Source organism: Arthrobacter sp. T2-23 (genome assembly GCF_055398325.1).
In genome coordinates, this window is sequence record NZ_AP027917.1 from 3,188,419 (window position 1) to 3,213,960 (window position 25,542).

Here is a 25,542-nt window from a genome sequence, read left to right on the forward strand (position 1 = left end):
TGCTGCGGGCAAGGCCCTTGTCCGTGACGGCGTACGCCCTTAGCTTTAACCCCAGTTGCACTGCCCCAGGGGGAGGGGTAGCGGTCATGTTGGGGGCACCGTGGAAGCTGTGCGCATCGTCGAGGACGAGGTCCGCGAGCTGATCCGCCGCCGCGGGCTGGACCCACTCCGGCAGGCCGGCGAAGTCCGGCGCCTGGTGGAAGAGGCAATCAGCGACTACGACGAACGAGCCCTACTGGCGCCGCTTCCGCCCATCGGTTCCCTCGAAACGGCCCGACGGTTCGTGTTTGACGCCGTGGCCGGCTTCGGACCGCTGCAGCCGCTGCTGGACGACCCCGCGATCGAGGAGATCTGGCTCAATGCGCCGGACGAAATCTTCGTGGCCCGCAACGGCGAGTCGGAACTGACGTCCATCGCCCTGACCGAGCAACATGTCCGTGACCTCGTGGAGCGCATGCTCAAGAGCTCGGGCCGCCGGCTGGACATGTCCTCCCCGTTCGTCGATGCCGCGCTGCCCGACGGTTCGCGGCTGCACGTCGTTATCCCTGATGTCACCCGGCGCCACTGGGCCATCAACATCCGCAAGTTCGTGGTCAAGGCCAGCCGGCTCGAGCACCTCGTGGAGCTGGGGACGCTCACCCCGCAGTCAGCCCGGTTCCTCGGCGCCGCGGTGGCCAGCGGGCTGAACATCCTGGTTTCCGGCGCGACCCAGGCAGGTAAGACCACCATGCTGAATTGCCTCGCCGCCAGCATCGGCACCCGCGAACGGGTGGTCACGGTGGAGGAGATCTTCGAGCTCCAGTTCCCGCTCCGCGACGTCGTGGGGTTGCAGTGCCGTCAGCCGAACCTCGAGGGGGAGGGCGAAATTCCGCTCCGCCGCCTGGTCAAGGAGGCCCTGCGGATGCGGCCGGACCGCTTGGTGGTCGGCGAAGTCCGGGAAGCCGAAAGCCTGGACATGCTCATAGCTTTGAATTCGGGCCTTCCCGGCATGTGCACCGTCCATGCGAACTCGGCCCACGACGCGGTCACGAAGATCTGCACGCTGCCGCTGCTGGCCGGCGAGAACATCTCCAGTGCCTTCGTCGTCCCAACCGTGGCCTCCTGCATCGACCTGGTGGTCCACTGCAGCCGGCTTCCGAACGGGCGACGCCAGGTCACCGAGATCCTCTCGCTGGGCCGGCGGGTGGAAAACGGCGTCATCGAATCGTCCATGGTCTTCGACCTGGCCGACGGCCGGCTGCGGCCCAGGGCGAACTCTATGCCCGCGGCGGAGAAGTTTGCCCGCTCCGGGTACGACGTCGCGGCGCTGCTGGAGCCGCGCTGATGGCGCCGCTGCTGGGGGTGCTTGGCGGCGCCGGACTGCTGCTGGTCTGGTGGTCTGCCTGGGAACAACCGCGGACACCGGTGCGCCCGCCGCGTGTCAGCCGGCTGGAGGACCTGCTGCGGGCCGCCGGCATTGAAAAAGTCAGCCGGCTTGGCCTGCTGGCGACGTGTTGCGGTATCGGTGCCTTCGTCACCCTCATGTTCTTCGCGGGCACCAGATCCTGGCCGATTTCGGGCTGTTTTGGCCTGTTCGGGGGCTGGCTGCCGCTGGGCCTCGTGAAGTGGCGGGCCCGGAAACGCTCGGCCGTGCTCCGTGAGCTGTGGCCCGACGTCGTCGATCACCTGCGCTCCGCCATCCGGGCTGGCCTGTCGCTGCCGGAGGCGCTGATCCAGCTGGGCGAGAAAGGGCCGTCCGAGCTGCGCCCGCTGTTCCGCGACTTTGGGGCGGACTACCGCTCCGGAGGCCAGTTCGACCCGGCCCTGAGCCGGCTGAAGGAACGGCTTGCCGACCCGGTTGCGGACCGCATCGTCGAGGCGCTCCGGCTGACCCGGGAGGTTGGGGGATCGGACTTGGGCCGGCTGTTGGGCACCCTCGCGGAATTCCTGCGGGAGAACGCCCGGACCCGCAACGAACTGGAGGCCCGGCAGTCGTGGACGGTCAACGCCGCCCGGCTCGCCGTGGCCGCGCCGTGGATTGTCCTGGCGCTCCTCGCCAGCCGGCCCGAGGCTGTAGCCGCCTACAACTCGCCCGTCGGGGCGGCGGTGCTGCTCGGCGGACTGGTGGTCTCCTTGTTTTCCTACGCCGTGATGCTCCGGATCGGCGCCCTCCCGCAGGACGAACGGGTCCTCCGGTGACCGGGATTATGGCCAGCGCCGTGGTCTGCGGCGTCGTGCTGGGCGGCGGTCTCTGGCTGTTCTTGGTGCGGCTGCCATTTCTGCGGCCCATCAGCTTCGCGGAGCGCATCGGACCGCAGCTCAGGTCCCACAACCTGGAATCCCGGCTGCTGCGCGCCACACCCGGCAACGTCACCCCCTTCGGCCCGCTGGAACGGATTTTGCGCCCGGTGGTCCGTGACTGGGTCCGGGCGCTGGGCAGGCTCAACCCGGGCTCGTCGGCGCTCAACCGCAGGCTTGCCCGGGCCGGAAGCAGCAAGTCATCGGTCGATTTCCGTGCGGAGCAGCTGCTCTGGGCGGCCGGCGGATTCGTGGCGGCTGCGGGCACGGTGCTCCTTGGAGGAGCGATCGGCCGGTTCAACCCGCTGTTCGCGGTGCTGATCGTCGCCGGCTCCGGCCTCGCCGGTTTCCTGCTCCGCGACTACGTGCTGGGGGCGCACATCAGGAAGCGCGAAGCCCGCATGATGGCGGAGTTCCCCAGTGTGGCCGAGCTGATGGCCCTGGCCGTGAGCGCAGGGGAGAGCGCCACCGGCGCCCTGGACCGGGTGTGCCGCAGAACGCAGGGGGAGTTGTCGAAGGAGTTTTCCCGGGTGCTTGCCGACACCCGGGCCGGCAAACCGCTGGCCGATGCCCTGCAGGAATTTTCGTCCCGCACCGAGCTGGGACCGCTGGTCCGGTTTGTTGACGGGCTGATCGTGGCGGTGGAACGCGGGACGCCGCTGGCGGACGTTCTGCGTGCGCAGGCGCAGGACGTGCGCGACACCGCCAAGCGCGAACTGATGGAATCCGCCGGCCGGAAGGAAATCGGCATGATGGTCCCGCTCGTCTTCGGCGTGTTGCCGCTGACGGTCGTATTCGCCGTCTTCCCGGGCCTGGCGGCCATCAGCCTGGGACTTTGAGCGGGGCGCAATGACCAACCGAAACAAAGGGGAAGCAGTGAAGACTATGGGTATTCGCGCGATGTTGATGGTCCGCCTGGCGGGCATGCTGGTGTGGCGCTCCGGGGCCGCGGGGGCGGCGGCTACCCGGCCACCGGTACGCCGCGACCCGGGCGAACGCGGGGACGTGCCCGGCTGGGTCATGATCACACTGATGTCGGCCGTGCTCGTGGCCGCACTGCTGGCGCTCGCAGGCCCGGCGCTGGAGGGGCTCTTCAACCAGGCCATGCAAAAAGTCGGGCAGTAGGCGGTGGACCCAGCGCGCGGAACCGGTGGCCGGACCACGGTCGCACCCAGCGCCGCCCGCGCACCCGGCGCCGCCGGCGCCGCCCGTAGTGCCGGCGGCGAACGCGGCTCCGCTGTGGTGGACTTCGTCCTGGTCGGCGCCCTCCTCACCCTGTTCTTCTTGGGGATCGTGCAGCTTGCCCTGGTGCTGCACGTCCGGAACACGCTGATCGATGCCGCCGCCTCAGGCGCCCGGTACGGCACCCTGGCCGACCGCACCACCGCCGACGCCCGGGAACGCACCACGCAGCTGATCGGCGTCGCTCTCACCCCGGAGTTTGCCCGGGATGTCAGCACCACGGAGACCAGCTACGCCGGCATCCGCACCCTCGAGGTGACGGTCCGCGCCCCGCTGCCCGTCATCGGCCTGATCGGCCCGCGCGCACTCCTGGAGGTGAAAGGACATGCCGCCATCCAGCCCTGACGGCGGCGACGGCGAGCGTGGGAGCGCCGTCGTCGAATTCACCTTCCTCTGCCTGCTGCTGATGGTGCCGGTGGTGTACTTCATCATCACGGTGGGCCAGCTCCAGGGCGGCTCCTTTGCAGTGGTGGGCGCCGCGGACCAGGCGGCGAAGGTTTACGTGGCCCAGCCCGATGCGGCGAGCGGCCGGGCCGCCGCCGAGCAGGCCGTGCAGCTGGCGCTCGCCGACTACGGCCACCCGGCTGAGAATGCCAGCCTGGAAACCAGCTGCGAGCCGGCCGACTGCACGGCGCCCGGGTCCGCGGTCACCGTTACCGTCCACCTCACGGTGCCGCTGCCGTTCGTGCCGTTCAGCGACGTGCTGAGGCTCGACGCCGGGCAGCTGAGCGCCTCAGCCACCCAGCTCGTCGGGCGGTTCCGATGACCGCCGGGTCCGCGGCGCGCGTCAGCAGGGGAACCAGCCGCGGCGAGGACGGGCAGCTGATGGTGTTGATCATCGGTTACGTGCTGCTCGCCCTGCTCGTCACCGCCGCCGTCGCGGGTGCCTCCAGCGTGTACATCGAGCACAAAAAACTGTTGTCCCTGGCGGATGGGGCCTCGGTGGCCGCCGCGGACAGCTTCACCTTGGGGCAACTGGAAAACTCCGCGGGCAGGCCCACCGCTGTCCTCAGCGCCGGCCGGGTCCGCAGCACCGCCACCGACTACCTGAACCGCACCGGCGCCTTCGGCCGGTTCAGCGGCCTCGCAGTCGCCCCGGCCACGCGCAGCCCGGACGGATCCACCGCCGTCGGGGTCCTGAGCGCCGCGGTGCACCCGCCGATCGTCAACTTCCTGATCCCGGACGGGGTCCGGATCGAGGCGACTTCGACGGCGCGGTCCCGGCTGACGCGCTGACGCGCAACCGGGGTAGGCTTGAAAAACCATGGCAAACATTGATTTTCCCGCAGAAATCCGCGCGCTGCGCGCCACCTACGCCTCCATCGAGAACGTTTCGAATGTCGAGGCGCTGAAGGAAGACATCGCCGAACTGAGCGAGCGCGCCGGTGAGCCGAACCTCTGGGACGACCCCGCTGCGGCGCAGGTCATCACCTCCAAGCTCTCGCACAAGCAGTCGGAACTGGAGCGGCTGAACAAGCTCGTCGCCCGGATCGACGACCTGGAAGTACTCGTGGAGCTCGGCCAGGACGAGGACGACGCCGACTCGATGGGTGAGGCAGCCGCGGAACTGGAATCCATCCGCAAGTCGCTGAAGGACCTTGAGGTCGTCACCCTGCTCTCCGGCGAGTTCGACGAGCGCGAAGCCGTGGTCACCATCCGCGCCGGCGCCGGCGGCGTGGACGCGGCGGACTTCGCCGAGATGCTGCTGAGGATGTACCTGCGCTGGGCCGAACGCCACAGCTATCCGACCACCATCATGGACACGTCCTACGCCGAAGAGGCCGGGCTGAAGTCCGCCACCTTCGAGGTCAAGGCCCCCTACGCCTTCGGAACCCTGAGCGTCGAGGCGGGCACCCACCGGCTGGTCCGGATCAGCCCCTTCGACAACCAGGGCCGCCGGCAGACCTCTTTCGCCGCCGTCGAGGTCATCCCGCTAATCGAGCAGACCGACTCCATCGAGATCCCGGACAACGAAATCCGCGTCGACGTCTTCCGCTCCTCCGGCCCGGGCGGCCAGTCGGTCAACACCACGGACTCCGCAGTGCGCCTGACCCACCTCCCCACCGGCACCGTCGTCTCCATGCAGAACGAGAAGTCGCAGCTGCAAAACCGTGCGGCCGCCATGCGTGTGCTGCAGTCCCGCCTGCTGCTGCTCAAGAAGGAGCAGGAGGACGCCGACAAGAAGGCGTTTGCCGGCGATGTGAAAGCGTCCTGGGGCGACCAGATGCGCTCCTACGTGCTCAACCCGTACCAGATGGTCAAGGACCTGCGCACCGAACACGAGGTGGGCAACACCTCCGCCGTGTTCGACGGCGAGATCGACGACTTCATCGACGCGGGCATCCGCTGGCGGACCGACAACCGCAACGCCGAGAAGTAGCCCCGGACAAAGCAGCCGAAATCCCGCGACACGCCCCCGCGTTCCCGCCCCGGCGACGTTACCCGTGCGTATAGTCGAGGGGCCGGTGCCCTACTTCCCCCAAAAGAAAGCCCGCGCCCCGGCAGCAGAACTGGTCTGAAAAATGCCCGGCTCCTGCAGGGTATTTAGGGCCATGATCCGTTTCGAAAATGTCACCAAGGTCTACGACCAGAAAGCGCGACCGGCGCTGGATTCGATCAACCTTGAGATTGACCGCGGCGAATTCGCCTTCCTCGTCGGCGCCTCCGGCTCCGGCAAGTCCACCTTCCTTCGGCTCGTGCTGAAGGAGGACCGCGCATCCTCCGGCGCCGTCTACGTCGCCGGCCAGAACGTGGCCAAGATTTCCAGCTGGCGGGTGCCGCGGCTGCGCCGGGGGATCGGCGTCGTCTTCCAGGACTTCCGCCTGCTGCCGCAGAAAACCGTGTTCGCCAACGTCGCCTTCGCCATGCAGGTCATCGGCCGGAGCCGCAGCGTCATCCGCGAAACCGTCCCCGAAGTCCTCAAGACCGTGGGACTCGAAGGCAAAGAGAACCGGTTGCCGCACGAGCTCTCCGGCGGTGAGCAGCAGCGCGTGGCGATCGCCCGCGCCGTCGTCAACCGTCCCGGCATCCTGCTGGCCGACGAACCCACCGGAAACCTGGACCCCACCACCTCGATGGGCATCATGGGCGTCCTCGACAAGATCAATCAGAATGGCACCACCGTGGTGATGGCCACGCACGACGACGACATCGTCAACGAGATGCGCAAACGCGTCGTGGAACTGCGCAACGGCGTCGTCATCCGTGACGAGGCCCGGGCGCTGTACACCTCGATGATGCCGGTGGTCGGGCAGTCCCGCCGGCTGCGGGACGCGAGCGGGGAGGGCCAGCTGTGAGGCTCGCCTTCATCCTGGCCGAGATCGGCAGCGGCCTGCGCCGCAACCTGTCCATGGTGGTCTCCGTCATCCTGGTCACCTTCGTTTCCCTGACCTTTGTGGGCGCGGCGGCCATGCTGCAGCTGCAGATCAACCAGATGAAGGGCTACTGGTACGACAAGGTCCAGGTCGCCGTCTTCCTCTGCAGCGACGGTTCGACGGCGCCAGGCTGCGCCACCGGGCCGGCGACGCCGGAGCAGCAGGACGCCTTGCGCAAGCTGCTGCAGTCCCCGTCCGTGGCCCAGTACGTCAATGATTTCCAGTTTGAATCCAAAGACGACGCCTACCGGCACTTCAAGGAACAGTTCTCCAACTCGCCGATCGTGGACTCGGTCACCCCGGACCAGCTCCCTGCCTCCTTCCGGATCAACCTGAAGGAGCCCGAAAAGTACCAGGTGATCAGCGAAAACTTCTCCTCCCAGCCCGGCGTGGAGTCCGTGATCGACCAGCGCCAGTTGCTGGAACGGCTCTTCTCCGCGATGAACGCCGCCTCCCTCGTGGCGGTCAGCGTGGCCGGGGTCATGATCGTCTGTGCCATCCTGCTGATCGCCACTACCATCCGGCTCTCCGCCTTCAGCCGCCGCCGGGAAACCGGGATCATGCGCCTCGTGGGAGCGTCCAAGACCGTGATCCAGCTGCCCTTCATCCTGGAGGGCGTGATTGCCGCCGTGATCGGCGCGGCCCTCGCTTCCGGCACTCTCTGGGCCGTCGCGCACTTCTTCCTCGGCGAGTTCCTGTCCAAGCAGTATCCGGACACGGCGTTCATTTCCCCGGCCCAGACGCTGATCCTGGCTCCCGCCCTGATCGGCCTGGGCGTCCTGCTCGCCGGGATATCATCACTCCTGACCCTCCGCCGCTACTTGAGGGTTTAGCTTTGCGCAACGAAGAGGAATGCTCATGACACCGATGGCCCGACGCACCGCCCCGGCCGGCCGCGCCGGCCGCCGCAGCCGCCTGATCAGTGCCGCGGTGGTGCTGCTCCTGGCAGCCAACCTGGGCGCCTCGACGCCGGTGGCCTTCGCCGACACGCTCGAAGACCAGCAGGCGGCCCTCGACGCCGAGGCCGCGCGCGTGCAGCAGTCCCTCGAATTCGTGGACGCGAAGATCGCCAAGGCCGCCGGGGACCTGGTGGTCTACCAGGGCCAGCTTCCGGGCGCCCAGCAGGCACTGCTCGATGCGCAGGGCCGGGTGGCCGGCGCCGTCAAGGAAGTCGAGGCCCTCGCCGCGCGGGTGGACCTCGCCCAGCAGAACAAAGCCAAAATCACCCAGCAGCTTGAGAACGACAAGCAGAAGATCACCGAAACCAAGAAACTGATCGGGCAGATCGCCACGCAGGCGTACAAGTCCGGCGGCGTGCCGTCCAACCTCTCGCTCTTCTTCGGCTCGAACCAGGGCGGCAGCCTCACAGACACCATCGATCTTGCGGACCAGGCCCTGCGCAGCCAGAACTCCGCGATGGACAAGCTCACCCAGCAGAACGCCACCAACGTGAACTCGCAGGCGCGGCTGCAGGCCGTCGAAGCCGAGATCAAGGACCTCAAGGCCAAGGCCGACGCCGCGCTGGCCCGCGAGAAAGCTGCCCGCGACGAGGCCGAGGCTCAGAAGGCCCAAGTGGACAAGCTGATCGCCGATACTACGCGCCTCAATGGCGAACTGCAGGCGGCGAAGCCGGGCATCCAGAACCAGCTCGCCCAGGTCAAGGCCCAGCAGGACGCCGTCGCCGCGGAAATCGTCGAGCGCGACCGGAAACTGCGCGAGGCCTGGGAAGCCGAGCAGCGGCGGATCGCCGAGGCCGCTGCTGCGGCGGCGCGTGCCCAGGGACAGGCTGTCCAGCCCTACGTTCCCGCGGCCCCGGGTCCGGTGTCCGCATTCGGCCTGCGCAGCCCGTTCAACGGCATTCCGATCACCTCGGGCTTCGGCTGGCGCGCGACCCCGCCGGGCACCATCGACTTCTACGGCCAAGGCGGCTATATGCACACCGGCATCGACTTCGGCGCCCCCTGCGGGACACCGGTCTTTGCACCTGCGGCCGGCACCGTGTACTCGGCGGGCTGGGGGAACGACGGCGGCGGCAACCACGTGAAGATCTCCCACGGCGTGGTGCAGGGCAACTCGCTGACCACGATTTTCTACCACAACACCTCGGTGGTGGTCTCCGCGGGCCAGCAGGTCAGCCAGGGCCAGCTGATCGCGTACTCCGGGACTACCGGCAACTCGACCGGCTGCCATTCGCACTTCGAGACCTGGGTCAACGGCCGGGCTGTCGACCCGATGGGCCTGCTCTAAACTGGAAGTGACCCGTTCCATCGACTGAGGAGTTTGACCGTGCCCAAAGAAAGTGGCCGGAAGGTAGTGGCCACCAACCGCAAGGCCCGGCACGACTACCACATCATGGATACCTATGAGGCTGGCATCGCGCTCATGGGTACCGAAGTGAAGTCCTTGCGCGAGGGCCACGCGTCCATGGTCGACGGCTTCTGCACCTTCTACAACGACGAGTTGTGGATGGAGGGCATCCACATCCCCGAGTACCACCAGGGGAGCTGGACCAACCACGCCGCCCGCCGGCGTCGGAAGCTGCTCCTGCACCGCGATGAGCTGACCAAGATCTCTCACAAGATCCGCGAATCGGGCTTCACGATTGTGCCGCTGCAGCTGTATTTTGTGGACGGCCGCGCCAAGGTGGAGATCGGCGTCGCCCGCGGTAAGAAGGAATACGACAAGCGCCAGACGCTGCGCGAGCAGCAGGACAAGCGCGAGGCCCTCCGCGTGATGCGGGAGCGGAACCGGGCCTGATGCCCGGGCCTCGCCTGCGGTGCGGCCGGGAATGAATCCGGCGAACGTTGCGTTATGATTGGTAGTCCGGGAAGGATCCGCAGGGATCGCAACCTGGGTTTGAAGAAAACAGTTGATAAAAAAATACGGGGATGATCGGTTTCGACGATGTTAGTCGCGACAGGTGAAGCGGGCCGAGGATGCAGAATTATCTCGTAAACGCTGTCTGCAAACCAATAAGTGCCGAATCAAAACGCACTGACTTCGCTCTCGCTGCCTAAGCAGTAAGACAGTCCGTCAGCCCGAGGTTGCTATTGCCCCGGATCCTGGCGTCATTTAGATAGCCACTGCTGTTTACCTCCGTCATCGGGGTGAACGGGACTCTTAGATGACTGGGCCCGGATCAGCCAGCTGTTTGCAGCATGGCTGGGGCCGAGAAAATCCGACGCAAACTGCGCCCGGAGAAGCCCTGACAACACGACATCGGACGGGGGTTCAATTCCCCCCATCTCCACAGACGGAGCACCGGCAACGGAGCTCCACCCCGTAGCAAAAGGCCGGAAGCATCAGCTTCCGGCCTTTTTGCTGTGCTGGACGTCGTCGTCCGTAGCCGCGGGACGGCCGCGGTCAGCGCTTCTTGATGTGCGCCACCGGATCGGTGTGCTCGTCCACGATGTGCTTGGCCTTTTTCTCGGCCCGTTTTTCCTTGATGGTTTTGACCGGCTTCTTGGTGAGGTGCCGGTGCGGCGACTTGTCAGGCATTTTGCGCGCTCCCTAAAAGGTGGGGGCCCGGGATGAGCCCGTGCTTTTAAGGCTACGCCTCGGGTACCGCGACGTCCACGATGCCGATGAAGCGGCTCCCGACGCCTTCGTACTCGCTGCGGACCAGCCCGGCGTCGGGTGAGGGAAGTTCGTAGGGCGCGTGATGGGCGCAGCAGACGTAGCTGAACTCCGGCCACCACTTCTTTGGCCTGGCCGTTTCGGCGAAGCCGCAGACGGCGCAGCTCAGCTGGACCCAGACCGGTCGCTTGCCGGTCCGGTTGGCCCGGGACTGGACCAGCCAGGCTGGCGGGCTGTCCAGCAGTTCGCCGAGTTCGGCCTCGGACAGGCGGGAGGGAATACCGTGACGGTTGGCCATTTCCAGCGGAATATCAAGGACTTGGGCAGCTTCACGTCTCGTAACCATCCTGCAATTTTACCGGATCCGGGGACACCGGTAGTCTCCGGTGCTCCGGTGCTAGGCTCAGTCCAAAGCCGGTGCCCCCTCCCAGGCGGGCAGTGAGGAAGGCAGCAGCCATGTCCGGTACCCCCGCCGCAGCCATGTCCAGCGTCGAGAAGCGCGTGCTGTACGCGGCGATTGTCGCGTCCTTCATCGCCTTTCTGGACGGCTCGGTGGTCAACCTTGCCCTCCCGGCCATCGGACGGGAGCTCGGCGGCGGACTGGTGGTCCAGCAGTGGGTGGTGGACGCCTACCTGCTGACCCTGGGCGCGCTGATCCTGGTTGCCGGCTCCCTGTCGGACCAGTTCGGCCGGGTGCGGGTCCTGCAATGGGGCCTCGCCGGTTTCACCGCCACCTCGGTGCTGTGCGGCCTCGCCTGGAGCGGTGAGTCGCTGATAGTGGCCCGCGGCCTTCAAGGCGTCGCCGGGGCCCTGCTGGTCCCCAGTTCGCTGGCACTGATCGTCACCGTTTTCAGCGGCCCGGCGCAGTCCGCGGCGATCGGCAAATGGTCCGCCTGGACGTCAGGGGCCATCGTCGCCGCCCCGCTGCTCGGGGGCGTCTCCGTGGACGTGTTCACGTGGCGGCTCATCTTCTTCCTCAACGTCGTCCCGGCGGTCGCGGTCTGGCCCGCACTGCGCCGGCTGCGCGAGCTCGACCTGGACCGCGCGCCCGGCAGCACCATCGACCTCAAGGGAACGGTGCTCGCGGTCATCGGCCTCGGCGGCATCGTCTACGCCTTCATCGAACGCGGGGCCCTCGGCTGGGGCCACCCGCAGGTCTGGCTGCCGCTGGTCGTCGGCCTCGCCGGGCTCGTCGCGTTCCTGGTCCATGAGCGGAGCACCCGGGGGCCGATGATGCCGCTGCGGTTGTTCGCCATCCGCAACTTCGGCTGGGGGAACATCGCCACCACGGTGATCTACGGCGCGCTGAACCTGGGTTTCTTCGTCCTGGGGCTCTTTCTGCAGCAGGTCGCCGGGCTCGGTGCCACGGCCGCCGGATTCGCCCTGCTGCCCTCCACCCTGATCCTGCTCCTGCTCTCCGCCCGGATCGGTGCACTCTCCGGCCGCTTCGGTCCGCGCTGGTTTATGACCGCGGGGCCGCTGCTGTGCGCGACCGGCTTCGTGATGTTGCTGGGCGTCGGGTTGCCGCTGGACTATTTTGGCCAGGTCTTCCCGGGGATGGTGGTCTTTGGGATCGGACTGGCCGTGACTGTGGCGCCGCTGACCTCGGCGATTCTTGGCGCCGTCGATCCGGAGGAAGCCGGGATCGGTTCGGCTGTAAACAACGCCGTCGCCCGCATCGCTGGCCTGGTGACCATCGCGTTCGCCGGGCTCATCACCGGGCCGGTGATTACGACGGCGGGGCTGCACGGCACGGCGATGGTCACCGCCGGGCTCTTCATCGCCGGCGCCGCGGCCTCCGCCGTCGGGATCCGGAACCCGCCGCGGGAGGTCGCGGACAGTGCGGGTACTGACGGCGCCTAGGCGGCGAGGGCGATGCCGAGGGCGGCCGCGGCGAGGCCTGCGGCCAGGTTGGCGGCCACGTTGAGCGCGGCGGCCCGGTAGCGCCCCTCGCTGACCAGCCGGATAGTGGCGGTGGTCCAGGAGCTGAACGTGGTCAAGCCGCCGGCCAGGCCGCTGGCGAGGGCGGCCTGCCACTCGGGGCCGAGGCCCAGCCGCGGGGTGGCACCGAGGGAGAGCCCGATGATAAGGGATCCGACGACGTTGACCGTCAGGGTTGCCCATGGCCAGTGCGGATGCGGGCCCGGCCGGTGGGCAAACCAGGAGTCGACGGCGAACCTGAGCAGGGCGCCGGCCACACCGAAGACCCCTATCAGCAGCGCGGCGGTCACTGTGCCCTGCCGCTCAGGTCGGCCAGCGCCTTGCCCGACTTCCAGCCGGCCGCGGCCGCGCCGAGTCCTAAGATCAGCGACAGCGCGAGGTAGGCCAGCCACACGGCGTGGAAGCCGCCCCGGACGAGCTGGTCAATAGCGAGGGCCAGCGCCGAGAACGTGGTGAAGGAACCCAGCAGCCCCGGGCCAAGCCCGGCCCTGAGCCAGAAGGCGGTGCGGGGCCGAGCGATCCAAAGGGTGGTCAGGGCGGCCAGGACGAAGCTGCCCAGGACGTTGATCGCCAGGGTGGTCCACGGCACGGCGCCGGCGGTTTCGGGGAAGGCCAGCCCAGCGCCGTAGCGCAGCTCGGTTCCGATCAGGCCGCCGACGGCGACTGCCGCCCACGCCCGCCACCCGGGCATCCCGGAGGCAGCGGCCGGGCGGTCCGCGTGCAGCGACTTCATTCAGCACCCATTGCGGGCCCGGCCATGCTGCAGCCCGCGTGCGATGTGTTGCTGTGCACCCAGAGCGCGGCGGCCACTGCGTCGGCGAGGTCGACCTCGCGGGTCTCGCCGGGGGGACCGATCCTGACCACGAGGGGGCCGCCGAAGGGTTTCCGGCCCAGGACCTCGACGTCGGCGTCCAGGTCGATTTGTTCGGCCGCGAGGTAGCGCAGCAGTTCGGGGTTCTCGTCGCTGATCCGGGTGATCCGGCCGGTGTGGCCGTCGTCGAGTTCGCTCATCCGGTGGGCCGGGGGCATCAGGACCGAGCCGTCCGCGGCGGGAATCGGGTCGCCGTGCGGATCCCGGACCGGGTTCCCCAGCTTTGCCGCCATCCGCTCGATGAAGGTGTCGGAAACGGCATGTTCGAGCAGCTCGGCCTCGTCGTGCACCTCGTCCCAGCGGTAGCCGAGCTCCTGGACCAGGAAGGTCTCGATCAGCCGGTGCCTGCGGACCATCGAGAGGGCAAGCCGGACGCCGTCATCGGTCAAGGTGACCGCACCGTAGGGCTTGTGGTCCACCAGGCCCTGGTCCTTAAGCTTGCGGACCATCTCGGAGACCGAGGAATTCGCGACGCCGAGGCGCTGGGCAAGCTGCGTGGAGGTGATGGGCTTGTCCTGCCACTCCGTGAAGGAGTAGATGACCTTGACGTAGTCCTCGATCGAGGAGGAGGGCGGACTGGTCTTCACAGCCCCCAGCCTACCGTCCGGCGGCGCCGGAAAAGGTGAGCCACAGCAGGACCAGGTTCAGCGCCACCACCAGGACCACACTGACGATCGCGGCAACGCGCAGGACGATCCCGTCCGCAAACTCTCCCATCAGGGGCCTGCTGCTGGTCAGCACCACGAGCGGGACCAGGACGAACGGGATTCCGAAGCTGAGCACCACCTGGCTGAGCACCAGGCCCCAGGTGGGGTCGAAACCGACGCTCAGCAGCACCACGGCCGGGATCAGGGTGAGCACCCGGCGCGTCATCAGCGGGATCCGGATCTTGAGCAGGCCCTGCATGATGGAGCCGCCGGCGTAGCAGCCCACCGAGGTGGAGGCCAGTCCGGAGGCGAGCAGTCCGACGGCGAAGACCACGCCGACCACCGGGCCGAGGTTGGCGGTGATCGCGGCGTGCGCGCCCTCGATGGTGTCCGTTCCCTCCTCGCCGCCCAGGGTGGAGGCGGCCAGCAGCAGCATGCCGACGTTGACAATCCCGGCGACGGCCAGCGCCGCGGCCACGTCCCAGCGGGTGGCCCTGACCAGCCGCGCGACGGCGTGCGCCGGGACATGGAGGTGCGGGTTGGGGCGGTGCCGGTCCCTGGACAGCGCAGAGTGCACATAGATGGCGTGCGGCATCACGGTGGCGCCGAGCATGCTCGCGGCCAGCAGCACGGTGTCAGGGCCCTGGAAGCCGGGCACCAGCCCGGCCAGGACACCGCCGGCGTCGGGCGGGCTGATGAAGAGGCCGGCCAGGAACCCCACGGTGATGATGCCCAGCAGGAAGATGATGATGAACTCAAAGGGCCGCTGCCGGTTGCGGCTCTGCACGGCGAGCAGGGCCATCGAAATGCCGCCCACAATCACCGCTCCCAAAGGGAGCGGGAAGCCGAAGAGCAAATACAGGGCGATCGCACCGCCCACCACTTCGGCCAGGTCGGTGGCAGCGGCCACGATTTCGGCCTGCACCCAGAAGGCGCGGCGCCAGGCCGGCCGGAGCCGTTCGCCGAGGATTTCCGGCAGGCTCTTGCCCGTGACGATGCCGAGTTTGGCGGACTGGTACTGGACCAGCACGGCCATGACATTGGCGACGACGAGGACCCAGACCAGCAGGTAGCCGTACTGCGCGCCGGCCGTGAGGTTGGCGGCCACGTTGCCGGGATCCACGTAGGCGATCGCTGCCACGAACGCCGGGCCCAGCAGTCCGAGCAGGGCGCGGCGGCCGCCACGGCCCTTGCGCGCGGGCGGCGGACCCCCGGGGCGGGGTTTGGGTCCGGTGACGTCCAGCACTGCGCGCTCCCTCGAAGTTCCATCTGCCTGAACTTAAAAATTAGGCATACCGAAATCATAGGCGGGGCCGGTCGGCGGGGCAATGCGGCGTCAGGCCTTGGTGGCGCGCCAGCTTTGCGTCAGGTACGGAAGCGGCAGGACCTCATTGCCGGTGTGACCGAGGTGTTCGTGCAGGTACCAGTCGAGGTTGCCGAGCACCTTGGCGCGGGTGGCTTCGCCGGCCCGCAAGTAGTAGCTGCGGGACTTGGCCAGTTCCATGAGGTCCTGCGTGGTCACGGGATCCTCCCATCGGGTGAGGTGGCTCTGCAGCCCGGTGAACTCGGGACCCAGCGGCGGTGTGAAGTGGGGCTTGTGGACGTCCCCGGCGTGCATGATCCGTGACAGCCGGTGCACCCAGGGCACGGAGGTGTCCAGCTGGTTCCAGATCAGCCCCAGCACGCCGTGCGGACGCAGGATCCGTGCCACCTCGGTGCTGGCCAGCAGGGGATCGCACCAGTGCCAGGCCTGCGCCACCGTGACCAGGTCAAAGGCCTCCGGCGCCAGGGACGTGTGTTCTGCGGTCCCCTCGACGGCGGTCACACCCGGCAGGGCCCGGCGCAACTGCTCGAGCATGTCCGGGGAGGGGTCCACGGCCATGGTCCGGAGCCCCCTTTCGACCAGCAGTGCGGTGAACTTGCCGGTGCCGGCGCCCAGGTCTGCGGCGTCGCGGGCCCCGGCGGGGATCAGCCAGTCGGCGGAGTCGGCGGGGTAGCCGGGCCGGACCCGGTCGTAGTGCTCGCCGCCGTCCTGGAAGCTCTGGCCGAGCTCCTGCCGGCGTTCGTGCTGGAGTTTGGGTCCCCCGTGCAGTTTGGGGCCGCCGCGTGCCACGTGCGATCTCCTTCGGGCTCTGGTGGGTACCTACCGAATTTACCGCACGCAGCCGGCGGGGGCGTCCCTGCCGGCCCTCGATGCCGACCCGGTCGCTAGTCCGGGGTGCAGGGGGCGGCCCCCGCGGTGCCCGGCGTGTTCGGCGCCCAGTGCGGGTAGCTGCGGGTGTCGTTGGCCGGGACCCAGCGGCCGGCGTCCACGACGTAGTCCCAGCCCAGGCCGTTGCGCCGCAGTTCCTGGAGGCCGGCGAGCAGCCGCTGCGCGTCTTCAATCCGGGACCCGAGGCCGAAGCTTGCGCGGAGCGAGCCGGCGGGCAGGCCGAGCCGCTTCAGCAACGGGTGCGCGCAGAACCGGCCGTCGCGCAGGCCAATGCCGTGTTCCGCGGACAGGTATGCGGCGACCAGGCCTGCGTCGTAGCCGGCGACAGAGAAGTTCACGACGCCGATCGTGCCGGGGCCCTCCCCCTGGTCGGTGTCCTCGAAGATGTGGTGGACACTCACGCCGTCGATCCGCCGGAGCCCCTCGACCAGGAAGGAACGGATGGCGTCCTCGTGGGCATGCCACTGCCGCTCGTCGAGGGCCTCGATGACCTGGGTGGCGCGGGCCAGCGCGGCGGCGCCCAGGACGTTGGGGGAGCCGCCCTCGTGCCGTGCCGGGCCGGTAGTCCAGCTGACAGTGTCGAGCCGGGCGTCCCGCACGGCGCCGCCGCCGGCGAGGTGGGGTGTGCCGGCGTCGAGCCAGTCCGGGCGGCCGACCAGGACCCCGGCGCCGAACGGGGCGTAAAGCTTATGCCCCGAGAAGGCGAGGTAGTCGACGTCGTCCGCGGCGATGTCGATGCGGCGGTGCGGGGCGAGCTGGGCGGCGTCGACGGCGATCCGGGCGCCGAATTCGTGCGCGAGGGAGGCGAGTTCGCGGATCGGCAGGATTTCGCCGGTGACATTGGACGCGCCGGTGACGGCGAGCAGGCTCACGCCGCCGTGGGCGAGTTCCGTCCGGAGCTGCGCCAGGGTCCCGGCCAGGGTGCGGGCGGCGACGACGCTCCGGTGCGGGACGTTCTGCCAGGGCAACAGGTTCGCGTGATGTTCGATGTCGAGGTAGAGCACTTCGCCGGTGTGCCGGCCGTCGGCGACGGGCAGGCAGCCGGCCAGCAGGTTCAGCGAGTCGGTGGTGTTCCGGGTGAAGATCACGGAGTCATCCGGGCGCCCGCCGACGAAGCCGCGGACGATGTTCCGGGCGTTTTCGTACACCGAAGTGCTGAGCTGGGAGGCGTAGCCTGCGCCGCGGTGGACGCTGGCGTAGTACGGCAGGATCTCGTTCAGGTAGGCGGAGACCACGGACAGGGCCGGGGCGGAGGCACCGTAGTCCAGGTTGGCGTAGCGGACGTGGCCGCCCTGGATCAGTGGGGCTTGGATTTCGGCGCCGGAGACCGCGGACAGTGGCCGGCGGGCAGCAACGGCGGGACGGGCAGGAATAGTGGCAGTCGTCATGGGACCTCACTCGAAAAGGACCCCACGTACCGGGGATCCGCGCTTGCCGGGTCCGTTCCGGACCGGCCAGGTCGTCACCCGGGGCACCCCACCGCGAATGGAGGGTTGCCGGCCAGCAAACCGGGGTTTTGCGCTGGCACTCGTGACCTGTTTCGAGCGTAGGCCATGGCCGCTGCCGCAGAAAAGGAGCGGCAGGAATGTGAAGCGTTTTGTTACGGGATGCGCCCGGGAGCCGCCCGGGAGCCGCCGGAATGCCCTAGAGCAGGTCGTCGAGATCCGGGTTGAGGCGCTTGAGGACTTCTGAGTGCAGGATCGAGTTGGTGGCCAGGGCGTTGCCGCCGAAGGGGCCGTCCTCGCCCTCGAGCGAAGTGAAGCGGCCGCCGGCTTCCGTGACGATCGGGACCAGCGCGGCCATGTCGTAGAGGTTGAGTTCTGGCTCGCAGGCGATGTCGACGGCGCCTTCTGCCACGAGGCAGTAGGACCAGAAGTCGCCGTAGGCACGGGTACGCCAGACTTCCTCGGTGAGGCCGAGGAACTCGTCGAGGTTGCCGCGCTGCTTCCAGCCGCCCAGGCTCGAGTAGGACAGCGAGGCGTCCGAGAGCTGGGAGACGTTGGAGACCTTCAGCCGGGTGGCGGCCGCCAGGGACCGGCCCGTGTACGCACCGGCGCCCTTGGCGGCCCACCAGCGCTTGCCCAGCGCGGGGGCGCTGACAACGCCGACAACGGGCTCGCCTTCGTCGACGAGGGCGATCAGGGTGGCCCAGACGGGGACGCCGCGGACGAAGTTCTTGGTGCCGTCGATCGGGTCGATGATCCAGCGGCGCGAGCCGTGGCCCGTGCTGCCGAATTCCTCGCCGAGAACCGCGTCGCGCGGGCGGGAACGGGACAGCTGCCCCCGAATGGCTTCCTCGGCGGCTTTGTCGGCGTCGGTGACGGGGGTAAGGTCCGGCTTCGTCTCGACCCGAAGGTCGAGCGCCTTGAAGCGGCTCATGGTCTGGGAATCTACGGAATCTGCCAGTACATGGGCAAGGCGCAGGTCATCGTTGTAGCTCGAAGCGGGTTGGCTCATAGTTCCAAACTACCGTCAAAAGCCGCCGTAGACCGGGAGGCCACGTCGCTGCCTGCTGAGGAGACCCTGCGAGGAGACCCTGCTAGGAGACGCTGCTAGGAGACGCTGCCGAGTTCTTTGGTTTCCTGCGCTTCAAGCCGGGGGTCGGTGCCGAGCAGCCGGCGCAGCGAGGCGAGCCGCGCAGGACCGGACGCCCCCGCGTGGCCGTCCTGCACCCATGCGTCCACCCCGCAGTTGACGGCGGCGGAGTCGTGTTTGCAGCCGCGTTCGCAGTCCTCGGTGCCGGGCGCCAGGTCGGGGAAGGACCGCAGGATCCGGTCCGGGTCCACATGGGCCAGGCCGAAGGAACGGATCCCGGGGGTGTCGATGATCCAGCTGCCGGCGGGCGCGTCGTTGACCTTCAGCGCCAGGGCGGAGGAGGAGGTATGGCGGCCGCGCCCGGTGACGGCGTTGACGCCGCCGGTGGCACGTTCGGCCCCGGTCAGGGCGTTGACCATGGTGGATTTTCCGACGCCGGAATGGCCGAGCATGACGGTGACTTTCCCGTCGAGGTAGGCCCGCAGCTGGGAGACGGCGGCCTTGTCGAGCCTGGCGGACAGACCGTCACCGGAGCGGGCGTCGATGCCGGAGGCCGCCGAATCCGCGGTCTTGGAAATGATCACCGGGAAGTCGAGGTGCTGGTAGTTGGCGAGGAGTTCCGCGGGATCCTTGACGTCGGCCTTGGTGACGAGCAGCAGCGGCTCGATCCCGGCGTCGTAGGCCGCCACCAGCGCACGGTCGATGAACCCGGTGCGCGGTTCCGGGTTGGCTGCGGCGACCACGACGACCAGCTGGTCGGCGTTGGCGACGACGGCGCGTTCAATCGGGTCGGTGTCGTCGGCGCTGCGGCGCAGCAGCGTCCGGCGGTCCTGGATCTTGACCAGCCGCGCCAGGGTGTCGGGTTCGCCGCTGACGTTCCCGACCAGGGAGACGAAGTCGCCAGCCACCACGGGGTTGCGGCGCAGTTCCCGGGCGCGGGCGGCGATGATCTTGCGTTCGTCCGCGGTGCCTTCGCCGACGACGGCGGTGTACCGTCCGCGGTCAACGGTGACGATCCGCCCGGTGACTGCGTCGTCGTGGCTGGGCCGGTCCTTGGTGCGGGGCCGGGTGCCCTTTTTGTTGGGGCGGATCCGGACATCGGACTCGTCCCAGGAGTCAGTGCTGCGTGCCACCGGCGGCGTCCTTCTCTGCTGTGGTTCCCTGCGCCAGCATGGCTTCCCAGAGTCGCGGGAAGTCGGGCATGGTCTTCGCCGTGGTTCCGATGTCCTCAACCTCGACGCCGGGCACGGCCAGGCCCAGGATGGCACCGGCGGTGGCCATGCGGTGGTCGGCGTAGCTGTGCACGACGCCGCCGTGCAGCGTGGCCGGCCGGATGATGAGGCCGTCGGCGGTTTCTTCGGCGTCGCCGCCGAGCCTTGTAATTTCCGCGACGAGGGCGGCGAGCCGGTCCGTTTCGTGGCCCCGGAGATGGGCAATTCCGCTCAGCCGTGACGGTCCGGTGGCCAGGGCGCAGAGCGCGGCGACGGTGGGGGCCAGTTCGCTGGTCTGGTCGAAGTCGCCTCCCTTGATCTCATGCCCGCCGGTGACGGTCAGGGTGCCGGAGTCCAGCGTCACCGTCGCGCCCATGGCGGCCAGGATGCCGCGCCAGAGGTCACCGACCTGCGTGGTCTCGGCCGGCCAGTTGGGGATCCGTACGGTCCCGCCGGTGGCGAGGGCGGCAGCGAGGAACGGCCCGGCATTGGAGAGGTCCTGTTCGATCCGCTGGTCAAAGGCGCGGATCGGACCGGGGGAGACAACCCAGTGGTTCGGGACGGAATCGTCCACCGCCACGCCGACGCCGCGCAGCACGGCCACCGTCATGTCAATGTGGTCCAGGCTCGGCACGGGCGTCCCCGGGTGTTCGGAGCTGCGGTGCTCCAGGTGGAGTCCCTCGGTGAACCGGGCGCCGGCCAGCAGCAGGGCGGAGACGAACTGGGACGAGGCGCTGGCATCGATGATGAGGTGTCCGCCGCGGACCTCCCCAGTGCCCCGGACCGTGAACGGCAAGGACGCTGCGGCGCCGCCATCGGGGGCGCTGACCGCCACGCCGAGTCCGGCCAGGGCCTCGATGATGGTGTCCATCGGGCGTTTGCGGGCGTGCGGGTCGCCGTCGAACCGGGCCTCGCCCCGGCGCAGTGCGGCCAGTGGCGGCACAAAGCGCATGACCGTCCCGGCCAGCCCGCAGTCAATCGCGGTGTCCGCTGCGGCCGCGCCGCCGGTGATGGGGCTGATCTCTAGGTCCGGGCCGTAGGCGCCGTCTCCGGGCACCTCCGTAATGGTGGCCCCCAGGTGCCGCAGGGCCTCGATCATCAGCGCGGAGTCCCGGGAGTGCAACGGGGCGCGCAACCGGGAGGGGCCGTCCGCGAGGGCGGCCAGGACCAGGTACCGGTTGGTCAGGGACTTGGAACCCGGCACGGTGACGGTGGCATCGACGGGGCGCTCGGCGAAGGGCGCACGCCAGTGCGGACCGCCGCCGGCCGGAATGGAAGAGGCTGCTGCGGTGGGGGTGGTGCCAGTCATTGCCGCGCTAGGCTCCGACGGCGTGGTCGACGGCCTTGCGGACCGCCTTGTCGGCCTTCTTCAGCTTCTTGCCGGTGGTCTTCCGCGCATCGGCGGCGAGGTGGGAGGTGGTCTTCCGGGCGTCGGCGGCGAGGTGTTCCGCACGCCAGGCCAGGCTCGGCTTGCCCGCGGTGTCCACCGAAGCCAGCAGCACGCCGCCGGTCAGCGTGACGTTCTTCAGCAGCTGCTTGCGCCGGGCGTCGCGGCCCTCCTTGGAGGAGATGTCCGCACTGCGCCATTCCACGTACCCGTTAAGCGCAGAGATGACGGCCAGCACGGTCGCGGAGAGACGGGCGGTCTTGCCGAGGGCGAACAGGACGCCCGCGCCCACCTGGGTGCCGCCGATCACGCGGGCGAGGACCTTCTCATTGGTCTGGAAAGGCAGCGACTCGGCCGCACGGCGCAGCAGGGGAGACAGCTGTGTCGCAGTGTCATCCGCGTTCCGTAGCTTGTCCATGCCTGCGAGCACGAAACTGGAGGCGAGCATGGGGCGGGCAAGAAAGCGGACAAAGGACATGAATTTCCTCCTGGATGGACGAACCGCGGACGCTGTGCGGGAGAACCGGTTCTAGTCTTGCACTTTTGCGGAATATTTGCCCGTTCTGCGGGGTTGTGCAGATAGTCCCGATACGAGTTTAGGAAGGCGGAATTTTGGTCCTGGTGAAGGAACCCGGGCTGCTGGAAGCGGCCGACGCGGACCCGTGGGAACTGGCCCTGACGGGGGCAATCAGCGCGCCCCGGAAGGTGACAGTAGACTTGAACGCAATGAGCACCATGGATCCGGCCGTAGCGGCCATGCACGAGGTTGCCGGAAACGACGACGCCCAGCCCGCCGAAACTTCTGCCGCCAAAACTTCCGCGGCCAGGACAGCCGCCGCCCGTGCGGCGGCGGAGTCCGCAGCCTCGGACGCCGCCGCCGTGGAAACGGTTGCCGCGGACGGCACCGGCCAGCCGCTGGACACCGCTGCGGAGACCGACGACGAGCGTCGCGTCCGCTTCGAGCGGGACGCGATGCAGTACGTGGACCAGTTGTATTCCGCGGCCATGCGGATGGCGCGGAATCCGGCCGACGCCGAGGACCTGGTCCAGGAGGCGTACACGAAGGCGTTCTCCGCCTTCCACCAGTACAAGCCGGGGACGAACCTCAAGGCGTGGCTGTACCGGATCCTGACCAACACGTACATCAACCTGTACCGCAAGCGCCAGCGCGAACCGCTGCAGTCCAACTCGGACACCATCGAGGACTGGCAGTTGGCCCGCGCCGAATCGCACACCTCCACCGGACTGCGCTCGGCAGAAGCGGAAGCGCTGGACCATCTGCCGGATTCAGACGTCAAGCGGGCCCTGCAGTCGATCCCGGAGGAGTTCCGGCTGGCCGTCTATTTCGCCGACGTCGAGGGCTTCGCGTACAAGGAAATTTCAGACATTATGAACACCCCGATCGGGACCGTCATGTCCCGGCTGCACCGCGGCCGGCGCATGCTTCGCGACATGCTGGCCGACTACGCGGCGGAGCGGGGATTCAAGGCCGCGGGCGAACACGCCGCTGAGGCCGAAAGCAAGAATCAGGAGAACGGGAAATGAGCGACTGCCAGGGACTGGGCGACTGCGACGACACCAGGATGCAGCGCATCTACGAGTACCTCGACGGTGCCCTGACGCACGACGACATCGCCGAGATCAAAGAGCACCTTGACGAGTGCCCGGAGTGCCATGAGCAGTACGACCTTGAATGCGTCATCCGGGTCATGGTGAAGCGCTCCTGCACCGAGGCCGCGCCGGAGAACCTCAAGAACTCCATCCTGGACAGGATCCACTCGATCCGCCCGGCAGAGGCCGACGCCGGGGCCTGAGCCCCACGAAGACCCAGAACAGCGAAAGACCCCGGCAAACCTTGAGGTTGCCGGGGTCTTTCGTTTAAAGCTGTCAATCCAAGCCGTGGCTTAGGTGTTGGGGCGCTTACCGTGGTTCGCGCCGCCACGCTTACGGTCACGACGTTTACGTGCACGCTTGCTCATAGCTGGCCTCCTTAATCTTGGTACTCAAAAGAGCTGCCCTCAAGTCTCCCACATCAGCGGACCCGCCGCGAACCGGGGCCGGCCGCGGGTGGTGCCTTAGCCGTCCAGGGAGTTCCGAATGGAGATCCGGGCCTGGTCGAGGACCGTTTTGACGGTTTCGAGGGTGACCGGAGTGACGGGTTTGGCGCCGGCGTGCCGGCGCAGTTCCACGCGGATGTCGTCCCGGAACGACTGCACGAGCATTTCCGCTTCCCGGAGCCTGCGGTCGCCCTCCTTGGTGTAGCGGGCCCCGGCGGGGGAGGCGGCGCTGCGGGCCGTCAAGCGGGCCGCTTCGGCCGTGGCGGCCAGGTCCGCCCGCAACCCCTGCATATTCACCCGGATGTCCTGCCGCAGCTGGTCGGCCAGCCGCCGGACCGAGGCGGAAATGTCATTTTCGACGCCCGCCAGTTCCTCGCGCCGCCTGTTGAGTTCGACCAGTCCTGCCGGGGTGATGCTGTAGTTGGTCCGCCTGCCCTCCGTGTGGGTGGCCACGAGCCCCTCCTCCTCGAGCTTCGCCAGCCGCGGATAGATGGTTCCGGCGCTGGGGGAGTAGGTGCCGCCGAAGCGGTCGCTCAGGGCCTTGATTAGCTCGTAGCCGTGCTTGGGCCCGGGCTCCAGCAGGGCCAGCAGGTACAGCCGCAGGGCGCCGTGGGCAAAGACCGGCGGCATCACAGGCCCGCTTCGGTGTCCGAGCCGGGCTGGCGGTGGAAGATCGAGGTCTTCCCCGATACCGAGTTGGTGCGGACCAGCATGAGCTTGGCATCGGGACCGGCGATGGTCTGAACGGACCCGCCGGGCTGGGCATACTTCAGCTCGTCGATCACGACCGCGCCGCTGGCCGACTTGGCGATGATGTCTACGCCGACGTCGTGCGGCAGCCGGATGGTGACGTCGCCGGAGACCGAGTTGGCGCCGAAGTCCTGGGTGAAACCGTGGAGGTCGAAGCTCAGGTCCCCGCTGACCGTGTTGGCGCGGATGTTGCTGAACTCGCCCGAGGCGGTGACTTCGCCGGAGACGCTCTTGGCGGTCAGGACGCCGCGGTGGTTGCGGGCGATAACTTCGCCGCTGACGGTGCTGACGGCCAGCTCGCCTGCGGTGCCGTCGGCCAGCACCGAGCCGGACACGGTGTTCAGCCGGGTGTGGCCGGTGAGGCCGGAAACCATGCCGTCGCCGCTGACCGTGCCGGCCTCGACGTCGACGCCGGCAGGCAGGGCAATGCTGATGACCACGCTGTTGCTGGAGTTGTTGTTGACCGTGCCCATCAGGTTCTTGAACCAGCCCTGCGGTCCGTGGAGCTGGTGGCGCACCTCGAGGCGGCCCTCGGTGAGGCTGACCGCCAGCGGGTCGCCGTCGACCTCGGAGACCTCGATCCGGGCCACATCCTCGTCGTGGGTGACGATGTCGAAGCGGCCGCGGACAATGCCGAGCTTGAGCGAGCGGACGCCGTCGACGTCGATCGTCTGGGGGCCGGTAACGGTCCACGAATTCTGTTCCATGCTTCCTCCGGATGCGGACGGTGCGACCAGGCGAGCCGCGTTGCTCGCGATATATCGCGACTATGGAAACACGTTATATCGCGCCGCAGGGGCGGTCAAGCCTACGCCGGGGCGTCCATGCCAAGCCACTGGAACCAGCCGCGGTGCAGCACCAGCCAGGCCATCAGTCCGTAGCCGGCCTGGCCCGGCGTCCCGCCGTTGGCAGCGAGGTCCTGGCGCCACTGCTCGTGGTTCAGCAACGGGGAAAACGTGTCCACATAAAGGTGCTTGCGGCGGGTGGTGACGTCGGCGAAGGCGGTGTTGAGTTCGCCCAGCCGGCGGTTCTGGGCCGGATCCAGCGTCGGCGGAGGACCGACGACGAAGACCTCGATCTTGTTCTGCGAAGCGGAGTCCAGGATGTTGGCGAGGTTGAGCCGGCTGCGGGCCGTGGAGAGGCCGAATTCGATGTCTCGGCCGGACAGGCCGATCACGAGGCGGTTCTCGTGCTGCGGACCGAAACGGCGGCCGGCCTCCTCGAGCCACCGCTCGGCGAGGCCCTCGGTGCCCTCCTGCGGGCACGGCAGCGAGTAGCTCTCAAGGCTCAGGCCGTCCTGCGGCGTGCGGGCCAGCACGCGTCCCAGCCAGCCCAGGGCCCGGGGGTCACCCAAGCCGGCCAACAGCTCATCTCCAACGGCCGCGATCCGCAGCTTCCGATCTTCCACGACTACCTCTTCATTCCCAATGCCGGTCACCGGGCGGATCCCGGCATTCTGCCT

31 protein-coding genes, 1 other RNA gene and 1 riboswitch are annotated in these 25,542 nt (G+C 68.4%); of the genes, 16 read left to right on the forward strand and 16 right to left on the reverse strand.

The window, feature by feature from the left end:
• Positions 1–100 precede the first annotated feature (100 nt).
• The 13 genes from ACZ5Z0_RS14855 (at position 101) to ssrA (ending at position 10,146) form a co-directional block, all read left to right on the forward strand.
• Positions 101–1,324 (forward strand): CpaF family protein, encoded by a 1,224-nt coding sequence (locus ACZ5Z0_RS14855; RefSeq protein WP_464109086.1) that lies wholly within the window; start codon positions 101–103, stop codon positions 1,322–1,324.
• A complete protein-coding gene (locus ACZ5Z0_RS14860; RefSeq protein WP_464109087.1) occupies positions 1,324–2,178 on the forward strand; it encodes a type II secretion system F family protein in 855 nt (284 codons plus the stop codon). The genes ACZ5Z0_RS14855 and ACZ5Z0_RS14860 overlap by 1 nt, the downstream gene beginning before the upstream one ends.
• Entirely contained in the window at positions 2,175–3,116 is a 942-nt protein-coding gene (locus ACZ5Z0_RS14865) for a type II secretion system F family protein (RefSeq protein WP_464109088.1), read from the forward strand. The genes ACZ5Z0_RS14860 and ACZ5Z0_RS14865 overlap by 4 nt, the downstream gene beginning before the upstream one ends.
• Before the next feature lie 37 nt (positions 3,117–3,153).
• Positions 3,154–3,402 (forward strand): hypothetical protein, encoded by a 249-nt coding sequence (locus tag ACZ5Z0_RS14870; RefSeq protein ID WP_464109089.1) that lies wholly within the window; start codon positions 3,154–3,156, stop codon positions 3,400–3,402.
• Positions 3,403–3,516: 114 nt separating this feature from the next.
• A complete protein-coding gene (locus ACZ5Z0_RS14875) occupies positions 3,517–3,864 on the forward strand; it encodes a TadE family protein (RefSeq protein ID WP_464110799.1) in 348 nt (115 codons plus the stop codon).
• A complete protein-coding gene (locus tag ACZ5Z0_RS14880) occupies positions 3,845–4,285 on the forward strand; it encodes a hypothetical protein (protein ID WP_464109090.1) in 441 nt (146 codons plus the stop codon). Before ACZ5Z0_RS14875 ends, ACZ5Z0_RS14880 begins: the two co-directional genes overlap by 20 nt.
• The gene (locus ACZ5Z0_RS14885) at positions 4,282–4,755 is read left to right on the forward strand and encodes a pilus assembly protein TadG-related protein (protein ID WP_464109091.1); all 474 of its coding nucleotides are present in this window, start codon (positions 4,282–4,284) and stop codon (positions 4,753–4,755) included. Before ACZ5Z0_RS14880 ends, ACZ5Z0_RS14885 begins: the two co-directional genes overlap by 4 nt.
• A gap of 28 nt (positions 4,756–4,783) precedes the next feature.
• On the forward strand, positions 4,784–5,899 hold the full coding sequence (gene prfB / locus ACZ5Z0_RS14890; protein WP_464109092.1) for a peptide chain release factor 2: 1,116 nt from the start codon (positions 4,784–4,786) through the stop codon (positions 5,897–5,899).
• A gap of 172 nt (positions 5,900–6,071) precedes the next feature.
• Complete coding sequence (ftsE, locus tag ACZ5Z0_RS14895) at positions 6,072–6,815, forward strand: cell division ATP-binding protein FtsE (RefSeq protein WP_138768845.1); 744 nt, start codon at positions 6,072–6,074, stop codon at positions 6,813–6,815.
• Positions 6,812–7,726 (forward strand): permease-like cell division protein FtsX, encoded by a 915-nt coding sequence (ftsX, locus tag ACZ5Z0_RS14900; protein WP_464109093.1) that lies wholly within the window; start codon positions 6,812–6,814, stop codon positions 7,724–7,726. Before ftsE ends, ftsX begins: the two co-directional genes overlap by 4 nt.
• A 25-nt stretch (positions 7,727–7,751) precedes the next feature.
• A complete protein-coding gene (locus ACZ5Z0_RS14905; protein ID WP_464109094.1) occupies positions 7,752–9,140 on the forward strand; it encodes a peptidoglycan DD-metalloendopeptidase family protein in 1,389 nt (462 codons plus the stop codon).
• 39 nt (positions 9,141–9,179) lie between these two features.
• Complete coding sequence (gene smpB / locus ACZ5Z0_RS14910) at positions 9,180–9,650, forward strand: SsrA-binding protein SmpB (protein WP_138768848.1); 471 nt, start codon at positions 9,180–9,182, stop codon at positions 9,648–9,650.
• 127 nt (positions 9,651–9,777) lie between these two features.
• Positions 9,778–10,146, forward strand: a transfer-messenger RNA (tmRNA) gene (gene ssrA, locus ACZ5Z0_RS14915).
• Positions 10,147–10,256: 110 nt separating this feature from the next.
• Here ssrA and ACZ5Z0_RS14920 read toward each other — a convergent pair.
• Positions 10,257–10,391 (reverse strand): hypothetical protein, encoded by a 135-nt coding sequence (locus ACZ5Z0_RS14920; RefSeq protein ID WP_261375082.1) that lies wholly within the window; start codon positions 10,389–10,391, stop codon positions 10,257–10,259.
• 52 nt (positions 10,392–10,443) lie between these two features.
• Positions 10,444–10,815 carry a hypothetical protein gene (locus tag ACZ5Z0_RS14925; RefSeq protein WP_464109095.1) on the reverse strand — a complete coding sequence of 124 codons (372 nt, stop codon included), beginning with the start codon at positions 10,813–10,815 and terminating at the stop codon, positions 10,444–10,446.
• Between the two features lie 110 nt (positions 10,816–10,925).
• Between ACZ5Z0_RS14925 and ACZ5Z0_RS14930 the strand changes: the two genes are divergently transcribed.
• Positions 10,926–12,332, forward strand: coding sequence for an MFS transporter (locus ACZ5Z0_RS14930; RefSeq protein WP_464109096.1), 1,407 nt, complete (start codon positions 10,926–10,928; stop codon positions 12,330–12,332).
• Here ACZ5Z0_RS14930 and ACZ5Z0_RS14935 read toward each other — a convergent pair.
• The 10 genes from ACZ5Z0_RS14935 to ACZ5Z0_RS14980 form a co-directional block, all read right to left on the reverse strand.
• Positions 12,329–12,700: a fluoride efflux transporter FluC gene (locus ACZ5Z0_RS14935; RefSeq protein ID WP_464109097.1), complete on the reverse strand. Its 372-nt coding sequence runs from the start codon at positions 12,698–12,700 to the stop codon at positions 12,329–12,331. The genes ACZ5Z0_RS14930 and ACZ5Z0_RS14935 overlap by 4 nt on opposite strands.
• Positions 12,697–13,143: a fluoride efflux transporter FluC gene (locus tag ACZ5Z0_RS14940; protein ID WP_464109098.1), complete on the reverse strand. Its 447-nt coding sequence runs from the start codon at positions 13,141–13,143 to the stop codon at positions 12,697–12,699. The genes ACZ5Z0_RS14935 and ACZ5Z0_RS14940 overlap by 4 nt, the downstream gene beginning before the upstream one ends.
• Positions 13,140–13,868 carry a metal-dependent transcriptional regulator gene (locus ACZ5Z0_RS14945; RefSeq protein WP_464109099.1) on the reverse strand — a complete coding sequence of 243 codons (729 nt, stop codon included), beginning with the start codon at positions 13,866–13,868 and terminating at the stop codon, positions 13,140–13,142. Before ACZ5Z0_RS14945 ends, ACZ5Z0_RS14940 begins: the two co-directional genes overlap by 4 nt.
• A 10-nt stretch (positions 13,869–13,878) precedes the next feature.
• Positions 13,879–15,174 carry an Nramp family divalent metal transporter gene (locus ACZ5Z0_RS14950; RefSeq protein ID WP_464109100.1) on the reverse strand — a complete coding sequence of 432 codons (1,296 nt, stop codon included), beginning with the start codon at positions 15,172–15,174 and terminating at the stop codon, positions 13,879–13,881.
• Positions 15,175–15,264: 90 nt separating this feature from the next.
• Positions 15,265–16,041, reverse strand: coding sequence for a class I SAM-dependent methyltransferase (locus ACZ5Z0_RS14955; RefSeq protein WP_464109101.1), 777 nt, complete (start codon positions 16,039–16,041; stop codon positions 15,265–15,267).
• Positions 16,042–16,136: 95 nt separating this feature from the next.
• Positions 16,137–17,528, reverse strand: a complete 1,392-nt coding sequence (locus tag ACZ5Z0_RS14960) for an aminotransferase class V-fold PLP-dependent enzyme (protein ID WP_464109102.1) — start codon at positions 17,526–17,528, stop codon at positions 16,137–16,139.
• Between the two features lie 34 nt (positions 17,529–17,562).
• Positions 17,563–17,676, reverse strand: a riboswitch (SAM riboswitch).
• Between the two features lie 108 nt (positions 17,677–17,784).
• Complete coding sequence (hisN, locus tag ACZ5Z0_RS14965; RefSeq protein ID WP_464109103.1) at positions 17,785–18,597, reverse strand: histidinol-phosphatase; 813 nt, start codon at positions 18,595–18,597, stop codon at positions 17,785–17,787.
• Between the two features lie 95 nt (positions 18,598–18,692).
• A complete protein-coding gene (gene rsgA / locus ACZ5Z0_RS14970) occupies positions 18,693–19,808 on the reverse strand; it encodes a ribosome small subunit-dependent GTPase A (protein WP_464109104.1) in 1,116 nt (371 codons plus the stop codon).
• On the reverse strand, positions 19,792–21,195 hold the full coding sequence (aroA, locus tag ACZ5Z0_RS14975) for a 3-phosphoshikimate 1-carboxyvinyltransferase (protein WP_464109105.1): 1,404 nt from the start codon (positions 21,193–21,195) through the stop codon (positions 19,792–19,794). The genes rsgA and aroA overlap by 17 nt, the downstream gene beginning before the upstream one ends.
• A 7-nt stretch (positions 21,196–21,202) precedes the next feature.
• Positions 21,203–21,751: a DoxX family protein gene (locus tag ACZ5Z0_RS14980; RefSeq protein WP_464109106.1), complete on the reverse strand. Its 549-nt coding sequence runs from the start codon at positions 21,749–21,751 to the stop codon at positions 21,203–21,205.
• Between the two features lie 248 nt (positions 21,752–21,999).
• Between ACZ5Z0_RS14980 and ACZ5Z0_RS14985 the strand changes: the two genes are divergently transcribed.
• Both ACZ5Z0_RS14985 and rsrA read left to right on the forward strand, forming a co-directional pair.
• Positions 22,000–22,818 carry a sigma-70 family RNA polymerase sigma factor gene (locus tag ACZ5Z0_RS14985; RefSeq protein WP_464109107.1) on the forward strand — a complete coding sequence of 273 codons (819 nt, stop codon included), beginning with the start codon at positions 22,000–22,002 and terminating at the stop codon, positions 22,816–22,818.
• The gene (gene rsrA / locus ACZ5Z0_RS14990) at positions 22,815–23,087 is read left to right on the forward strand and encodes a mycothiol system anti-sigma-R factor (protein WP_464109108.1); all 273 of its coding nucleotides are present in this window, start codon (positions 22,815–22,817) and stop codon (positions 23,085–23,087) included. Before ACZ5Z0_RS14985 ends, rsrA begins: the two co-directional genes overlap by 4 nt.
• A gap of 90 nt (positions 23,088–23,177) precedes the next feature.
• Here the strand turns inward: rsrA and ACZ5Z0_RS14995 are convergent, their stop codons facing one another.
• The 4 genes from ACZ5Z0_RS14995 to ACZ5Z0_RS15010 all read right to left on the reverse strand — a co-directional run bounded on the left by ACZ5Z0_RS14995 (position 23,178) and on the right by ACZ5Z0_RS15010 (position 25,488).
• Complete coding sequence (locus tag ACZ5Z0_RS14995) at positions 23,178–23,252, reverse strand: 50S ribosomal protein bL37 (protein WP_369299106.1); 75 nt, start codon at positions 23,250–23,252, stop codon at positions 23,178–23,180.
• A 96-nt stretch (positions 23,253–23,348) separates the two neighbouring features.
• Positions 23,349–23,960: a PadR family transcriptional regulator gene (locus ACZ5Z0_RS15000; RefSeq protein ID WP_464109109.1), complete on the reverse strand. Its 612-nt coding sequence runs from the start codon at positions 23,958–23,960 to the stop codon at positions 23,349–23,351.
• Positions 23,960–24,787, reverse strand: coding sequence for a DUF4097 family beta strand repeat-containing protein (locus tag ACZ5Z0_RS15005; RefSeq protein ID WP_464109110.1), 828 nt, complete (start codon positions 24,785–24,787; stop codon positions 23,960–23,962). The genes ACZ5Z0_RS15000 and ACZ5Z0_RS15005 overlap by 1 nt, the downstream gene beginning before the upstream one ends.
• 101 nt (positions 24,788–24,888) lie before the next feature.
• Positions 24,889–25,488 (reverse strand): GDSL-type esterase/lipase family protein, encoded by a 600-nt coding sequence (locus tag ACZ5Z0_RS15010; protein WP_186372146.1) that lies wholly within the window; start codon positions 25,486–25,488, stop codon positions 24,889–24,891.
• Positions 25,489–25,542: the final 54 nt, after the last annotated feature.

Excerpts from the sequence above, each read along its gene's own strand:
- prfB (WP_464109092.1), top strand. The coding sequence starts at position 4,784 with ATGGCAAACATTGATTTTCCCGCAGAAATCCGCGCGCTGCGCGCCACC.
- aroA (WP_464109105.1), bottom strand. The coding sequence starts at position 21,195 with ATGACTGGCACCACCCCCACCGCAGCAGCCTCTTCCATTCCGGCCGGC.
- ACZ5Z0_RS14980 (WP_464109106.1), bottom strand. The coding sequence starts at position 21,751 with ATGTCCTTTGTCCGCTTTCTTGCCCGCCCCATGCTCGCCTCCAGTTTC.
- ACZ5Z0_RS14885 (WP_464109091.1), top strand. The coding sequence starts at position 4,282 with ATGACCGCCGGGTCCGCGGCGCGCGTCAGCAGGGGAACCAGCCGCGGC.
- hisN (WP_464109103.1), bottom strand. The coding sequence starts at position 18,597 with ATGAGCCAACCCGCTTCGAGCTACAACGATGACCTGCGCCTTGCCCAT.
- ACZ5Z0_RS14920 (WP_261375082.1), bottom strand. The coding sequence starts at position 10,391 with ATGCCTGACAAGTCGCCGCACCGGCACCTCACCAAGAAGCCGGTCAAA.
- ACZ5Z0_RS14960 (WP_464109102.1), bottom strand. The coding sequence starts at position 17,528 with ATGACGACTGCCACTATTCCTGCCCGTCCCGCCGTTGCTGCCCGCCGG.
- ftsE (WP_138768845.1), top strand. The coding sequence starts at position 6,072 with ATGATCCGTTTCGAAAATGTCACCAAGGTCTACGACCAGAAAGCGCGA.
- ACZ5Z0_RS15000 (WP_464109109.1), bottom strand. The coding sequence starts at position 23,960 with ATGCCGCCGGTCTTTGCCCACGGCGCCCTGCGGCTGTACCTGCTGGCC.
- ACZ5Z0_RS14930 (WP_464109096.1), top strand. The coding sequence starts at position 10,926 with ATGTCCGGTACCCCCGCCGCAGCCATGTCCAGCGTCGAGAAGCGCGTG.
- ACZ5Z0_RS14880 (WP_464109090.1), top strand. The coding sequence starts at position 3,845 with ATGCCGCCATCCAGCCCTGACGGCGGCGACGGCGAGCGTGGGAGCGCC.
- ACZ5Z0_RS14985 (WP_464109107.1), top strand. The coding sequence starts at position 22,000 with ATGAGCACCATGGATCCGGCCGTAGCGGCCATGCACGAGGTTGCCGGA.
- ACZ5Z0_RS14940 (WP_464109098.1), bottom strand. The coding sequence starts at position 13,143 with ATGAAGTCGCTGCACGCGGACCGCCCGGCCGCTGCCTCCGGGATGCCC.
- ACZ5Z0_RS15005 (WP_464109110.1), bottom strand. The coding sequence starts at position 24,787 with ATGGAACAGAATTCGTGGACCGTTACCGGCCCCCAGACGATCGACGTC.
- ACZ5Z0_RS14860 (WP_464109087.1), top strand. The coding sequence starts at position 1,324 with ATGGCGCCGCTGCTGGGGGTGCTTGGCGGCGCCGGACTGCTGCTGGTC.
- ACZ5Z0_RS14905 (WP_464109094.1), top strand. The coding sequence starts at position 7,752 with ATGACACCGATGGCCCGACGCACCGCCCCGGCCGGCCGCGCCGGCCGC.
- ACZ5Z0_RS14925 (WP_464109095.1), bottom strand. The coding sequence starts at position 10,815 with ATGGTTACGAGACGTGAAGCTGCCCAAGTCCTTGATATTCCGCTGGAA.
- rsrA (WP_464109108.1), top strand. The coding sequence starts at position 22,815 with ATGAGCGACTGCCAGGGACTGGGCGACTGCGACGACACCAGGATGCAG.